Source organism: Ferribacterium limneticum (assembly GCF_020510565.1).
Taxonomy (GTDB): domain Bacteria; phylum Pseudomonadota; class Gammaproteobacteria; order Burkholderiales; family Rhodocyclaceae; genus Azonexus; species Azonexus limneticus_B.
On the sequence record NZ_CP075189.1, the window covers coordinates 1,362,928 to 1,375,182 of the forward strand.

Below are 12,255 nucleotides of genomic sequence, written 5' to 3' on the forward strand. Positions count from 1 at the left end.
CGGAATCAAACGTCCTTGCCGCGCAGGGACGATTTTTCGATGGCGTTCGTGAAGGCGTGGAGCAGGTCGGGGTCGTGCTTGATGCCGCTTTCCTGCTCAAGGATGCCCATGACCACGCCGTGCGAACGGGCACGCTGGTAGGCGCGGGTGTCGATCATCGCGTCGTAGCTGTCGGTCAGCGAAATGATCCGGGCGTACAACGGAATGTCGGTTCCGGAGAGTCGGTCCGGGTAGCCGGAGCCATCGAAATGCTCATGGTGGTGACGGACGGTCTTGGCCACGGTCGAGGCCTTGTCACCATCGATGGCGAGAATGATGCGTTCGCCGATTTCGGCGTGCTGTTTCATGCAGGCCCACTCGTCTTCTTCGAACGACGCCGGTTTGTGCAGAACGCGGTCGGGAATGCCGATTTTGCCGATGTCGTGAAACTGGGCGCCGAGCGCCAACAGTTCGATTTCGTCTTCGCTCAGGCCAATGTGATAACCCAGGCCGGCCGCCAGTTGGACGACCCGGTCGGAATGCGCGCGGGTGTGATGGTCGCGCTGCCCGAGAGCAACGGTCAGGGTGCGGGCAATGCTGCTTAGCGGGCTGGTATCTGGGGTGCAGTTCACGGTCGGACTCCTCGTGCAAATCAGTTCATGCAGAAGTCGACCTTCGGTTTGTGCCAAGGGTTCAACTCTTTGGCGATTGGCCAATGAAAACTGATCGGCCAATGACCATGAGGATCGCATGTGCCCACGTTTTGCCGGCCGATAGGGCATCTCAGTCGTGCGGCACGGTATCCGCAAACGGCGCGCGCTGCATCAGCTTGTCGTAGAGCTTGCCCAGATTTGCGTGGTTTTCCTGCCAGTCGATTTCCGGGAAACGGAAGCGCAGGTAGCCGAGCGCAGTGCCGACGGCGATGTCGGCCATCGAAAAGTGGGTACCCATGCAGAAGCTCTTTTCACCGAGTTCCCTGGCCATGAAGTCGAGACTGCGCAAGACCTTGCCGTGCTGGCGCGTGATCCAGCTGGCGCTTTGCTCTTTTTTCGGGCGCTTGCCTTCGAGCAGGGCGCTCACCGCGGCATCAAGCACGCCGTCGGCCAGGGCTTCCCAGCGCTTGACCTCGGTGCGTTCGCGATTGGGGGCGGGGAACAGCTTGTTGTTGGGCGTGACGTTGTCGATGTACTCGACGATGACGCGCGAATCGAACAGCGGCGTCTGGTCGTCGAGCACCAGCACGGGAATCTTGCCGAGCGGGTTGATGTCGGGAACCTTGCTGTCTTCCGTCCACGGTGAATCGATGACGAATTCGTAGTCGATCTTTTTTTCGGCCAGCACGATCCGCACTTTTCGTGCAAACGGGCTGGTATGGGAGCCGATCAGCTTCATCGTGAGCTCTCTGATTTGGGGAGTTCGATTATAGCGTATGGCGACGCCTTCGCCGGGCGGGTAAAATGGCGGGCTTACTGAAAAGGATGATTCGATGACCTTCAATCCCCTGGTTGCCCTTTCCCCGCTCGACGGCCGCTATGCCGGCAAGGTTGACGCCCTGCGCGAGCATTTTTCCGAATTCGGCTTGATCAAGGCGCGTCTGAAGGTCGAGATCGAGTGGCTCAAGGCGCTGGCCGCCGAGCCACACTTTTCGGAAATTGCCGCTTTTTCGCCGTCTACCGTGGCAGAGCTTGATGCGCTGGTCGCCAACTTCACCGTCGAGCAGGCGGCCGAGGTCAAGGCCGAGGAAGCCGTCACCAACCATGACGTCAAGGCGCTCGAATACTGGATCAAGAAGAACACCAAGGGCAACGCCGAAGTGACCAAGGTCAGCGAGTTCATCCACTTCGCCTGCACTTCCGAAGACATCAACAACCTGTCGCACGCGCTGATGTGCCAGGGCGCCCGCGAGCAGGCCATGCTGCCGTCGCTCGACAAGGTCATCGCCCGCCTCAAGGAACTGGCCCACGTCAACGCCGAAGTCCCGATGATGAGCCGCACGCACGGCCAACCGGCAACGCCGACGACGCTCGGCAAGGAAATGGCCAACGTTGCCTACCGCCTGGAGCGCGCCCGTACCCGCATCGCCGCCGTCGAACTGCTTGGCAAGATCAACGGTGCGGTCGGCAACTACAACGCCCACCTGATCGCCTACCCCGGCTACGACTGGGAAGGCTTCGCCAAGCGTTTCGTCGAATCGCTCGGCCTGACTTTCAACCCCTACACCATCCAGATCGAGCCGCACGACGCGCTGGCCGAGCTGTTTGACGCCTTCGCCCGCGCCAACAGCATTCTGATCGATCTCGACCGCGACATCTGGGGCTACATCTCGCTCGGTTTCTTCAAGCAGAAGGTCAAGGCCGGTGAAATTGGCTCGTCGACGATGCCGCACAAGGTCAACCCGATCGATTTCGAGAATTCCGAAGGCAACCTCGGCCTGGCCAACGCCGTCCTCAAGCACCTCGCTGAAAAGCTGCCGATCTCGCGCTGGCAGCGCGACCTGACCGATTCGACGGTGCTCCGCAACATGGGCGTCGGCCTCGGCTACACGCTGCTTGCCTACGATTCGCTGCTCAAGGGCATGGGCAAACTGGAGGTCAATGCCGACAACATGAAAGCCGACCTCGACGCCAACTGGGAACTGCTCGCCGAGCCGATCCAGACCGTCATGCGCCGCTACGCCGTGCCGAATGCCTACGAAAAGCTCAAGGAACTGACCCGCGGCACCCGCGTTTCGCGCGAAGGCATGCAGGCTTTTGTCTCGACGCTGGAAATTCCGGAGGCCGCCAAGGCCGAATTGCTCAAGCTGACGCCGTGGGATTACACCGGCAAGGCGGCCGAACTGGCGAAGCGCATCTAAATGCAGTGCGCCAAATGCGGGCAGGAAGTGCCGGCCGACGCCATCTACTGTCCGCATTGCACCGGTGAGCGGAAGACGACTGACCGCCAGGTGATCAACGGCGGCATCCGGGGCGGGCTGATCGGCCTGTTCCTCGGTCTGCTGCCCGCCGCCTGGCTGCTCTTTGATTTTGGTGCCGAGCGCGGCATCAAGGCGATTGCCTTCATCGTGCCGGCCGTCACGTTTACCACCGGGCTGATCATCGGTCTGGTCAAAGCCAAGCGGGAGTGGAAGTAGGGCGTCCGCCCGATTGCCACGGTCAACCGGGTTTACTACGTGAAACGTAAAAAACGCCGAAAAATGAAATAGTTGGGGCGGGGGCGGCTTCCCCGTCCGCATCCACGAAAGGTCATCCATGTCTTTTGCCGAAAACCTCAAGAAATTGCCGGGAATTTCACACCTGGCCGCCATCAACCTGCTCGACGCCGAGGGCAATGTCGTCGCCGCCATCGAAAACAAGGCGGGCAGCCAGGGTTCTCTGGCGGTGTATAACCATCTGGCGCAAACCTACGGCTCGATCAACGTCGAGGCCGCCAAAAAGGGCATGGAAGTCTTCGCCGAGCACACAGAGGATGAACGCGCCAATCCGGGCAAACATCCGAACATCGCCCGCCTAATCGCCATCGAGCAAGGCGCCCCGGCGCTGCGCGTCAAGCACGTTTTCGCAGTCTGATTCAGACTATTCAAAATGGCTCAGGATGTCCGTGAAAAATGCTCACGGCAAAGATCAACGGCGATGTCATATTAGCAAGTTATAATTTTCATGGAATAAATCGCGGGTTTTGGTCGTTTACCCGACGCAGCCCACCTTTCCTCAATGAAAACGGAGAATACGCAATGAAATCCAAGCTTCTGCTCGCCCTGTTGACCGTCACCCTGGCTGGCACTGCCGCCGCTCAGGTCAAGGTTGAAGACGCCATCAAGTTCCGCCAGTCCGGCTATGGCTTCATGGCCTGGAATATGGGCCGCATCAAGATGAACGTTGAGGGTGGCCAGTTCAACAAGGAAGAGGTCATCAAGGCGGCCAACGCCATCCAGGCTATCGCCAATTCCGGCATGGGCGCGCTCTACGTGCCGGGTAGCGACAAGGGCACCGGCTGGGAAGCCACCCGCGCCAAGCCGGGCATCTTTACCGACAAGGAAAATGTCGGCAAGCTCGCCATGGCCTTCAACAAGGAAGCCAACGAAATGGCCAAGGTCGCTGCCACCGGCGATGCAGCTGCCGTTGGCGCTCAGTTGGGCAAGCTGGGCGGCTCCTGCAAGGGTTGCCACGACGACTACAAGGCCAAGAAATAAAGCGATTTAAAATCGCCAGTACGGGCACCTGCGGGTGCCTGTTTTTTTACCAAGCTAACTACAAGGCCCGACCATGAACCGCCAACGAATTCGCCTCTGGGATCTGCCGACTCGCCTGTTTCACTGGCTGCTCGTGCTGGCCGTCATCGCGGCCGTCGTTAGCGGCCAGTTGGGCGGCAAGCTGATTGACGTGCACGGGAAGATCGGCCTGGCCATCGTTGGCCTGATTGCCTTTCGTCTCGTCTGGGGCTTCGCCGGTTCGACCTACGCGCGCTTCGCCCAGTTCTTCCCGACGCCGGCCAGAATCAAGGTCTATCTGAAAGGCGAATGGCGCGGCCTCGGCCACAATCCGCTCGGCGGACTCTCCGTTTTTAGCCTTATTTTCCTGTTGACCGTACAAGTGCTCAGCGGCCTGTTCGCCAACGACGACATCGCCTTCGTCGGCCCTTTGTTCGAACTGATCGACAAATCGCTCAGCGACCGCCTGAGCGGCGTCCACCACCTGCTCTCCAATGTCCTGATCGCCCTCGTCGTCCTCCATGTCGGCGCAGTCATCTTCCATGGCCGCGTCAAGAAGGATGATCTGGTCAAGCCGATGCTGACCGGCTGGAAGGAAGGCGCGACCGGCGAGCCGGCCAGCGGCGGCGGCATCATCGCCTTGGTGGTGGCCTTGCTCATTGCCGGTTTGGCCGTCTATGGCGCCAGCGGCGCCTGGCTACCCGAGCCGCCACCCTCGCCGGCAGCGGTCGAAACGCCGAGCTGGTGATTGCCTGGTGATCTGCCGGGAGCCGCTATCTGTGGCTATATCCTGAAACTGACGTTCGGGCATAACGTCGTATGCATTAGGGCGAATTTTCGTTTGCGCTATCAATGCTGCGTCTGAATGTTTTTGGTTGTTTGGTTTTGGCAGATGCAAGGCAAATTACTATGAGCGCTGATCATCGTCCGACGTTTTGTCGTTTCCTCAAACGTAATTGGGAATGTATGTAATGAACGCGTATCACGCAAGATGGATTTATATTTTCATTCTTTTTGTCACAGTTGGTGGTTGCGCTGTCACCGGACCTGGGCCAAAAGATTCTGGTTTTTCTCTGGCAGCCCGTACCCTTCCAGCAGCCAAAACCGCGGTCTATACGATTTCATCGACCTGGTATCCGAACACAATGTTAGGAAGCGTTGATTCTTTCCATGCGAGTTCTACGCCCGGCCGTTTGTTCGTTTCGCCAGAGCGGTTAACCTTTGCCGTGTTTGACGATGCTACAAACTCGTTTTTGCTGGCTTATGAGGTTGCTCGCTCGGATGTTCGGTGGCTAACCATCAAGGATCATGGCCTTGCTAGGATCATCCGCCTCCAGTCGGGGGCCTCGGTAAATAGTTTCCTGTTCGGAGATGGGGAGACCATCGATGGGAAATTCTTCGGCAAGGATGAAGTCGCCAAGTATTTATTGAGTCTGTATCCCTATGAATGAAGGTGCGTTCAGTCGATCAATTTGAGGCACCTAGCCATCGCCCAAAATAAAAAAGCCGCCAAATTTCAATTTGGCGGCTTTTTTCCGGTTGACCGTGGGATTCGCTTAAACGACCGCGCCGTCCTCGTTGGCGCCTTCGATGACCTTGGTCTTGGTGATGAACTGTTCGCGCGAGACGCCGAGCCACATGACTAGCGGGCTGGCGACGAGGACCGAGGAGTAGATGCCGAAGCAGATGCCGATGGTCAGGGCCATGGCGAAGTAGTGCAGGGTTTCGCCGCCGAAGATCAGCATCGAGAGGACCATGAGCTGGGTGCTGCCGTGGGTGATGATGGTCCGGCTGATGGTGCTCGTGATGGCGTGGTCGAGGACTTGCGGCGTGGTCAGGCCGCGGACCTTCTTGAAAGTTTCGCGCACCCGGTCGAAGACGACGACCGACTCGTTGACCGAGTAGCCGAGGACGGCGAGGACGGCGGCCAGCACGGAGAGCGAGAACTCCCACTGGAAGAAGGCGAAGAAGCCGAGAATGATCACCACGTCGTGCAGGTTGGCGATGATGGCTGACACCGAAAAGCGCCATTCGAAGCGGAATGCGAGGTAGATGACGATGCCGATGACGACGAGCAGCAGGGCCATGGCGCCGTTTTCGGCGAGTTCCTTGCCGACCTGTGGGCCGACGAATTCGACGCGACGCAGTTCGGCGCCCGGCGCTTCGGCTTCGAGCGATTTCATGACCGATTCACCGATCTGATTGCTGTTCTGGTCGCTCTTGAGCGGCAGACGGATCATGACGTCCTGCGACGAGCCGAAATTCTGCACGGCGTAGTCGGTGAAGCCGGCCTTGCCCAGCGCGCCGCGAATCTTTTCGAGATCGGCTGCCTGCTGGTAGTGGGTTTCGATCAGCGTGCCGCCGGTGAATTCGACCGATAGGTGCAGGCCCTTGGTGAACAGGAAGACGACGGCGAGGATGAAGGTGAGGAGCGAAATGACATTGAACGTCAGCGCATGGCGCATGAACGGAATGTCTTTCTGGATGCGGAAAAATTCCATTTTCGTTTTTCCTTATTTTTTGCCGTTGACCGTGGCAGCGGCAGGCTTCCACAGTTGACCGATGGCGACCTTGGCCAGCTTCTTCTGGCGGCCGTAGATCAGATTGACCAGCCCGCGCGAGACGAAGACCGACGAGAAGATCGAGGTCAGGATGCCCAGACAATGGACGACGGCAAAGCCGCGGATCGGGCCGGAGCCGAAAATCAGCAGGGCGAGGCCGGCGATCAGCGTCGTGATGTTGGAGTCGAGAATGGTCCCGAAGGCGCGTTCGTAGCCTTCCGCGATGGCACCTTGCGGCGGCATGCCGTTGCGCAGTTCCTCGCGCACCCGTTCGTTGATCAGCACGTTGGCGTCAATGGCCATACCGAGGGTCAGCGCGATGGCGGCGATGCCGGGCAGGGTCAGTGTGGCCTGCAACAGCGACAGGATGGCGACCAGGAAGAGCAGGTTGGAGGCCAGGGCGATGACCGAAACGACGCCGAACATCTGGTAGTAAAGGATCATGAAGACGGCGATGGCGGCGAAGCCCCACATCGTCGACTGGAAACCCTTCTTGATGTTTTCGGCACCGAGCGACGGGCCGATGGTCCGTTCCTCGATGATGTCCATCGGCGCGGCCAGCGAGCCGGCGCGCAGCAGCAGCGCCGTGTCGTTGGCTTCCATGGTGCTCATGCGGCCGGAAATCTGCACCCGTCCGCCGCCGATTTCGCTGCGGATGACCGGGGCCGTGACGACTTCGCCCTTGCCCTTTTCGATGAGCAGGATGGCCATGCGCTTGTTGATGTTCTCGCGCGTGACGTCCTTGAAAATGCGGGCGCCGGCCGAGTCGAGCGTCAGATGGACAGCGGCTTCGTTGGTCTGGTTGTCGAAGCCGGGCTGGGCGTCGGTCAGGCGGTCGCCGGTGAGGACGACCTGCTTCTTGACGAGCAGCGGCTGGCCGCCACGTTCGTTGTAAACCTCGGTGCCAAAGGGCGGGTTACCGGCCAGGGCGGCTTCCAGCGCGCCGGTCGAGTCATCGACCATGCGGATTTCGAGGGTCGCCGTGCGGCCAAGGATGTCCTTGGCCTTGGCCGTGTCCTGCACGCCGGGCAACTGGACGACGATGCGGTCCTGACCCTGCTGCTGGATGATCGGCTCGGCGACGCCGAGTTCGTTGATCCGGTTGTGCAGCGTCGTGATGTTCTGCTTGAGGGCGAATTCGCCGAGCTTGTTCTGGGCTTCCGGCTTGAGCGTGGCGACCAACCTGGGTTCGCTGGCATCGCCGGCTTCGGTGACCAGCAGGTCGGGCTGGCTGTCGCCGATGGCGAAGCGGGCCTTGTCGCGGGTTTCAGCGTCGCGGAACTTGACGACGATGCGCTCGCCTTCACGATTCACGCCGCCGTGGCGCAGGTTCTTGTCGCGCAGCACGGTGCGCAGGTCGGCCGAGGTCGAGTCGAGCTTTTTGGTCAGCGCGCCCTTCATGTCGACTTGCAGCAGGAAATGCACACCACCGCGCAGGTCGAGGCCGAGGTACATCGGCAGCGCGTGCAGCGAAGTCAGCCAGCTTGGTGAGGCGGTCAGCAGGTTCAAGGCAACGACGTACTGCGGGTCAGCGGCATCCGGGTTGAAGGTCTTTTCCAGGATGTCCTTGGCCTTCAACTGAATGTCGGTGCTAGTCAGGCGAACTTTGACGCCGACGTTGTCGAGCTGGATACCGTTGTGCGTTATGCCTGCGGTCTTCAAGGCATCCTCGACACGGGCCTGGGCCCTGGCGTCGACCTTGATCGTGACCTTGGCGCTGGACAACTGCACAGCCGGCGATTCGCCGAAGAAGTTGGGCAGGGTATAGACGAAGCCCAGCAGCAGCGCGATGGCGATGGTGATGTACTTCCAGAGTGGGTAGCGATTCATGGCGGCTTCAAAGCAAAAAGGGCGACACGAAGCCGCCCTTTGGTGTGATTACAGCGACTTCAGCGTGCCCTTGGGCAGAACCAGGCCGATCGACGGCTTTTGCACGACAACTTCGGTGCCGGTGGCGATTTCGACGGAGACGTAGCTGTCACCGACCTTGGTCACCTTGCCGACGATGCCGCCCTGGGTGACGACTTCGTCGCCCTTGGCCAGCGCGGCGAGCAGCGCCTTGTGTTCCTTGGCCTTTTTCATTTGCGGACGAATCATGAAGAACCACAGCACGACGAACATCAGGATCATCGGCAGCATCTGCATCAGGCCACCCGTCGGGTCGGCGGAGGCAGCAGCGGTCTGGGCGTGGGCAAGGCTAATCATTGTGGTAACTCCGGATAACTAAGAAATTCAGAACGCGCGATTCTATCACTCGCCGGATGACCGTTTGCGGACAAACTCGTCTGACCACGCGGTGAACGTGCCGGACTCGATGGCGGCGCGCATTTCGGCCATGATGACCTGATAGAAATGCAGGTTGTGGATGGTGTTGAGCATGCCGCCGAGGATTTCGCCATGGCGGAAGAGGTGATGCAGATAGGAACGGGTAAATTGGGTACAGGTGTAGCAGTTGCAGGATGAGTCGAGCGGGCCGGTATCGAGCTTGTAGCGGGCGTTCTTGATCTTGACGTCGCCGAAGCGCGTGAACAGGTGGCCGTTGCGGGCGTTGCGCGTCGGCATCACGCAGTCGAACATGTCGATGCCGGCCTTGACCGAACGGACGAGGTCTTCTGGCGTGCCGACACCCATCAGGTAGCGCGGCTTGTGCACCGGTAAGCGCGGCGCGACGTGAGCGAGGACGCGGACCATGTCCTCCTTCGGTTCACCAACCGACAGGCCGCCAATGGCCATGCCGTCGAAGCCGATGTCGTCGAGGCCAGCCAGCGACTCATCGCGCAGGTCTTCGTACATGCCGCCCTGAACGATGCCGAACAGCGCGTTGCTGTTTTCCAGCTTGTTGTGCTCATCGCGCGAACGCTGCGCCCAGCGCATGCTCATGCGCATCGACTTGGCGGCTTCTTCGTGCGTTGCCGGGTAGGGCGTGCATTCGTCGAAGATCATGACGATGTCGGAATTCAGCACCTTCTGGATCTGCATCGAGATTTCGGGCGTCAGGAAGAGCTTGGCGCCATCGTGCGGCGAACTGAATTTGACGCCTTCCTCGGTGATCTTGCGCATGGCGCCGAGCGAGAAGACCTGGAAACCGCCGGAGTCGGTGAGGATCGGCTTCTGCCAGTTCATGAAATCGTGCAGGCCGTTGTGCGCCTTGATGACATCGAGCCCCGGCCGCAGCCAGAGGTGGAAGGTGTTGCCGAGGCAGATCTGGGCGCCGATGTCGTGCAGCGATTGCGGCGTCATCGCCTTGACCGTGCCGTAGGTGCCGACCGGCATGAAGACGGGGGTCTGGACCTGGCCGTGGGCCAGTGTCAGCGTGCCGCGGCGGGCGGCGCCGTCGGTCTTGAGGAGTTCAAATTGCATCGGAGGGTTGTCCAGTTCGTTCCAGAAGCATGGCGTCGCCATAGCTGAAGAAGCGGTAGCGCTCGGCCACGGCGTGGGCGTAGGCGGCGCGGATGTTGTCGTAGCCGGCAAAGGCGGAAACGAGCATGAGCAGTGTCGATTTCGGCAGGTGGAAGTTGGTGATCAGCCGGTCGACGACCTTGAAACGGTAGCCGGGGGTGATGAAAATGCTCGTTTCGGCGCCGCCGACGCGCACCGTGCCATCATCGTTACCGGCCGATTCGAGGGCGCGCAGGCTGGTCGTGCCGACAGCGATGACCCGGCCGCCGGCCGCCCGGGTGGCGGCGATGGCCTCGGCGGTCGCTTGCGGAATCTCGAAGCGCTCGCTGTGCATGCGGTGATCGGCGATCTTCTCGACGCGCATCGGCCGGTAGGTGCCGGCGCCGACGTGCAGGGTCAGGAAGGCGGTATTGACGCCCTGAGCCCGCAGTTTGGCCAGCATGGCCTCGTCGAAATGCAGGCCGGCCGTGGGCGCGGCAACGGCGCCCGGCTGGCGGGCATAGACTGTCTGGTAGCGCGTTTCATCGGCGCCCTCAGCCGGATGCTCGATGTAGGGCGGCAATGGCAGCTTGCCATGCTGTTCGGCCAGCTCCCAGAAATTGCCTGTGGCGTCGACCAGTTCCAGCGCAAAAAAATCGCCGTCGGTGCCGGCCCGGCCGGTCATGCACACCTCGAAGGCGTCGCCCAGCAACAAAATGCTGCCCGGCTTCGGCGCCTTGCTGGCGCGAATCTGACAGATGGCATGGGTCGCATCGACGATGCGTTCGAGCATGACTTCGATCAGCCCTCCCGTTTCCTTGCAACCGAAAAACCGCGCCTTGATCACGCGGGTGTCGTTGAAAACGAGCAGGTCGCCGACTTTCAGCAGTTCCGGCAGGTTTTCAAATTTGCGATCAATTTCCGGTTGACCGTGGCATTGGCCGCAGACATGCAGCAGGCGGCTGCCCGTGCGTTCGGCGGCCGGGTGCTGGGCGATCAGTTCGGGCGGGAGAGGGAAGTCGAAGTCGTCGACGGTCAACGACATGGTCTGAATCCAGGTGGAAACTTGAACGGCCTTGCGCAGGGAAAGCCGTTTCGGTTGGTCAATAAATAGGCCCGGATTCTACCATTCGCCGGGTCAAGGCCGGCATGAAACACCGTCCGTTGCACAATCGCCGGCATTCGACCGTGGACCGCCGACAGGAATTCGTCGGATACTGTCGGGCTTGCTACACTAGTTCCAATTTCCAACATCGAGGTGCTTCATGCTCAAGGGATTTCGGCTTGCGCTACTGTCCTGTCTGTTTGTTCTGCCCATCTTTCAAAAGGCCGGCGCCGAAGAACTGAAGATTGGCTACGTCAATCTGGAACGGGTTTTCCGGGAGGCCCCTGCGGCCATCAAGGCCAGCAAGAAAATGCAGGCGGAGTTCGAAGGTCGCCGGCAGGATTTGCTGCGCCTCGAGAACGACTTCAAGTCGCGCCAGGCTGCGCTGGTGGACAAGGGTGCCTCGCTGTCGGATATTCAGCGGCGGGCCAAGGAGGCCGAATTGGCCGAGATCTCGGTGAGTCTCCAGCGCAAGCAGCAGGAATTCAAGGAAGACCTCAAACTTCGGCAGAACGAAGAGACATCGGCCGTGCTTGAGAAAGCCAACAAAGCCATTTTCGATCTGGCCAAGTCCGAGCGTTGGGACCTCATCGTGCAAGAGGCGGTTTCCGTCAGCAGCAGAATCGATGTGACGGATAAAGTCATCAAGAAAATGACCGGGGACTGATCGCCTCGAATCCACCGAGAAGGCCGGGTTTTTCCCGGCCTTTTTTTGTGCCTGTCAGCAAGGCGAATGATCGTTCGCCCCCTCGGCACTTCTTTGCCGGCGGCGGCAAGGGTTGCCGCACTATCCCCGGATGTCGATGAGCGTGCCGAGAATCTGATCGCCGGTCTTGATGACGTTTGCCGCCGCCTTGGCTTCGATTTCTCCTTGGCGCATGGCCACCATCTTCCCGGCAAATTCATCGTTTTCGACGTTGAGGCCGCTTCCGGCGATGGCCGCACGGTTGATGCCGGCCTGCAAACTTTGCAGGCCGCTGGACATGATTGAACTGATGGACATGGCTACCTCGATCGACAGTGAC

15 protein-coding genes are annotated in these 12,255 nt (G+C 60.2%); 7 read left to right on the top strand and 8 right to left on the bottom strand.

Going from position 1 to position 12,255, the window contains the following annotated elements:
- Positions 1 to 5 precede the first annotated feature (5 nt).
- Together KI610_RS06580 and KI610_RS06585 are read right to left on the bottom strand one after the other, a co-directional pair.
- Positions 6 to 611 carry an HD-GYP domain-containing protein gene (locus KI610_RS06580; RefSeq protein WP_226497861.1) on the bottom strand — a complete coding sequence of 202 codons (606 nt, stop codon included), beginning with the start codon at positions 609 to 611 and terminating at the stop codon, positions 6 to 8.
- 151 nt (positions 612 to 762) lie between these two features.
- On the bottom strand, positions 763 to 1,371 hold the full coding sequence (locus KI610_RS06585) for a glutathione S-transferase (RefSeq protein ID WP_226497862.1): 609 nt from the start codon (positions 1,369 to 1,371) through the stop codon (positions 763 to 765).
- A 94-nt stretch (positions 1,372 to 1,465) separates the two neighbouring features.
- On the opposite strand from KI610_RS06585, the gene purB reads away from it, so the two are divergent.
- The 6 genes from purB (at position 1,466) to KI610_RS06615 (ending at position 5,637) form a co-directional block, all read left to right on the top strand.
- A complete protein-coding gene (purB, locus tag KI610_RS06590; RefSeq protein ID WP_226497863.1) occupies positions 1,466 to 2,833 on the top strand; it encodes an adenylosuccinate lyase in 1,368 nt (455 codons plus the stop codon).
- A complete protein-coding gene (locus KI610_RS06595) occupies positions 2,834 to 3,109 on the top strand; it encodes a zinc ribbon domain-containing protein (RefSeq protein WP_226497864.1) in 276 nt (91 codons plus the stop codon).
- Between the two features lie 118 nt (positions 3,110 to 3,227).
- Complete coding sequence (locus tag KI610_RS06600) at positions 3,228 to 3,545, top strand: DUF2322 family protein (RefSeq protein WP_226497865.1); 318 nt, start codon at positions 3,228 to 3,230, stop codon at positions 3,543 to 3,545.
- Between the two features lie 164 nt (positions 3,546 to 3,709).
- Positions 3,710 to 4,168, top strand: coding sequence for a c-type cytochrome (locus KI610_RS06605; protein ID WP_226497866.1), 459 nt, complete (start codon positions 3,710 to 3,712; stop codon positions 4,166 to 4,168).
- A 73-nt stretch (positions 4,169 to 4,241) separates the two neighbouring features.
- Complete coding sequence (locus KI610_RS06610) at positions 4,242 to 4,934, top strand: cytochrome b/b6 domain-containing protein (protein ID WP_226497867.1); 693 nt, start codon at positions 4,242 to 4,244, stop codon at positions 4,932 to 4,934.
- Positions 4,935 to 5,157: 223 nt separating this feature from the next.
- The gene (locus tag KI610_RS06615) at positions 5,158 to 5,637 is read left to right on the top strand and encodes a hypothetical protein (RefSeq protein WP_226497868.1); all 480 of its coding nucleotides are present in this window, start codon (positions 5,158 to 5,160) and stop codon (positions 5,635 to 5,637) included.
- 105 nt (positions 5,638 to 5,742) lie between these two features.
- On the opposite strand, the gene secF is transcribed toward KI610_RS06615, so the two are convergent.
- From secF to queA, 5 genes are read right to left on the bottom strand one after another with little or no spacing between them, the layout of a single operon-like run.
- The gene (gene secF / locus KI610_RS06620; protein WP_226497869.1) at positions 5,743 to 6,687 is read right to left on the bottom strand and encodes a protein translocase subunit SecF; all 945 of its coding nucleotides are present in this window, start codon (positions 6,685 to 6,687) and stop codon (positions 5,743 to 5,745) included.
- A gap of 12 nt (positions 6,688 to 6,699) precedes the next feature.
- Entirely contained in the window at positions 6,700 to 8,577 is a 1,878-nt protein-coding gene (gene secD, locus KI610_RS06625; RefSeq protein ID WP_226497870.1) for a protein translocase subunit SecD, read from the bottom strand.
- Between the two features lie 48 nt (positions 8,578 to 8,625).
- Entirely contained in the window at positions 8,626 to 8,952 is a 327-nt protein-coding gene (gene yajC, locus KI610_RS06630) for a preprotein translocase subunit YajC (protein ID WP_226497871.1), read from the bottom strand.
- A gap of 45 nt (positions 8,953 to 8,997) precedes the next feature.
- Positions 8,998 to 10,107, bottom strand: coding sequence for a tRNA guanosine(34) transglycosylase Tgt (tgt, locus tag KI610_RS06635; RefSeq protein ID WP_226497872.1), 1,110 nt, complete (start codon positions 10,105 to 10,107; stop codon positions 8,998 to 9,000).
- Positions 10,097 to 11,170: a tRNA preQ1(34) S-adenosylmethionine ribosyltransferase-isomerase QueA gene (gene queA / locus KI610_RS06640; protein ID WP_226497873.1), complete on the bottom strand. Its 1,074-nt coding sequence runs from the start codon at positions 11,168 to 11,170 to the stop codon at positions 10,097 to 10,099. The genes tgt and queA overlap by 11 nt, the downstream gene beginning before the upstream one ends.
- A 220-nt stretch (positions 11,171 to 11,390) precedes the next feature.
- Between queA and KI610_RS06645 the strand changes: the two genes are divergently transcribed.
- Positions 11,391 to 11,897 (top strand): OmpH family outer membrane protein, encoded by a 507-nt coding sequence (locus KI610_RS06645; protein ID WP_226497874.1) that lies wholly within the window; start codon positions 11,391 to 11,393, stop codon positions 11,895 to 11,897.
- A gap of 120 nt (positions 11,898 to 12,017) precedes the next feature.
- On the opposite strand, the gene KI610_RS06650 is transcribed toward KI610_RS06645, so the two are convergent.
- Positions 12,018 to 12,233: a hypothetical protein gene (locus KI610_RS06650; RefSeq protein ID WP_226497875.1), complete on the bottom strand. Its 216-nt coding sequence runs from the start codon at positions 12,231 to 12,233 to the stop codon at positions 12,018 to 12,020.
- Between the last annotated feature and the right edge of the window lie 22 nt (positions 12,234 to 12,255).

What these genes read in the sequence shown, in the direction of transcription:
- KI610_RS06585 (WP_226497862.1), bottom strand. Translation starts at nt 1,371, where the DNA reads ATGAAGCTGATCGGCTCCCATACCAGCCCGTTTGCACGAAAAGTGCGG.
- purB (WP_226497863.1), top strand. Translation starts at nt 1,466, where the DNA reads ATGACCTTCAATCCCCTGGTTGCCCTTTCCCCGCTCGACGGCCGCTAT.
- KI610_RS06595 (WP_226497864.1), top strand. Translation starts at nt 2,834, where the DNA reads ATGCAGTGCGCCAAATGCGGGCAGGAAGTGCCGGCCGACGCCATCTAC.
- KI610_RS06600 (WP_226497865.1), top strand. Translation starts at nt 3,228, where the DNA reads ATGTCTTTTGCCGAAAACCTCAAGAAATTGCCGGGAATTTCACACCTG.
- KI610_RS06605 (WP_226497866.1), top strand. Translation starts at nt 3,710, where the DNA reads ATGAAATCCAAGCTTCTGCTCGCCCTGTTGACCGTCACCCTGGCTGGC.
- KI610_RS06610 (WP_226497867.1), top strand. Translation starts at nt 4,242, where the DNA reads ATGAACCGCCAACGAATTCGCCTCTGGGATCTGCCGACTCGCCTGTTT.
- KI610_RS06615 (WP_226497868.1), top strand. Translation starts at nt 5,158, where the DNA reads ATGAACGCGTATCACGCAAGATGGATTTATATTTTCATTCTTTTTGTC.
- secF (WP_226497869.1), bottom strand. Translation starts at nt 6,687, where the DNA reads ATGGAATTTTTCCGCATCCAGAAAGACATTCCGTTCATGCGCCATGCG.
- secD (WP_226497870.1), bottom strand. Translation starts at nt 8,577, where the DNA reads ATGAATCGCTACCCACTCTGGAAGTACATCACCATCGCCATCGCGCTG.
- yajC (WP_226497871.1), bottom strand. Translation starts at nt 8,952, where the DNA reads ATGATTAGCCTTGCCCACGCCCAGACCGCTGCTGCCTCCGCCGACCCG.
- tgt (WP_226497872.1), bottom strand. Translation starts at nt 10,107, where the DNA reads ATGCAATTTGAACTCCTCAAGACCGACGGCGCCGCCCGCCGCGGCACG.
- queA (WP_226497873.1), bottom strand. Translation starts at nt 11,170, where the DNA reads ATGTCGTTGACCGTCGACGACTTCGACTTCCCTCTCCCGCCCGAACTG.
- KI610_RS06645 (WP_226497874.1), top strand. Translation starts at nt 11,391, where the DNA reads ATGCTCAAGGGATTTCGGCTTGCGCTACTGTCCTGTCTGTTTGTTCTG.
- KI610_RS06650 (WP_226497875.1), bottom strand. Translation starts at nt 12,233, where the DNA reads ATGTCCATCAGTTCAATCATGTCCAGCGGCCTGCAAAGTTTGCAGGCC.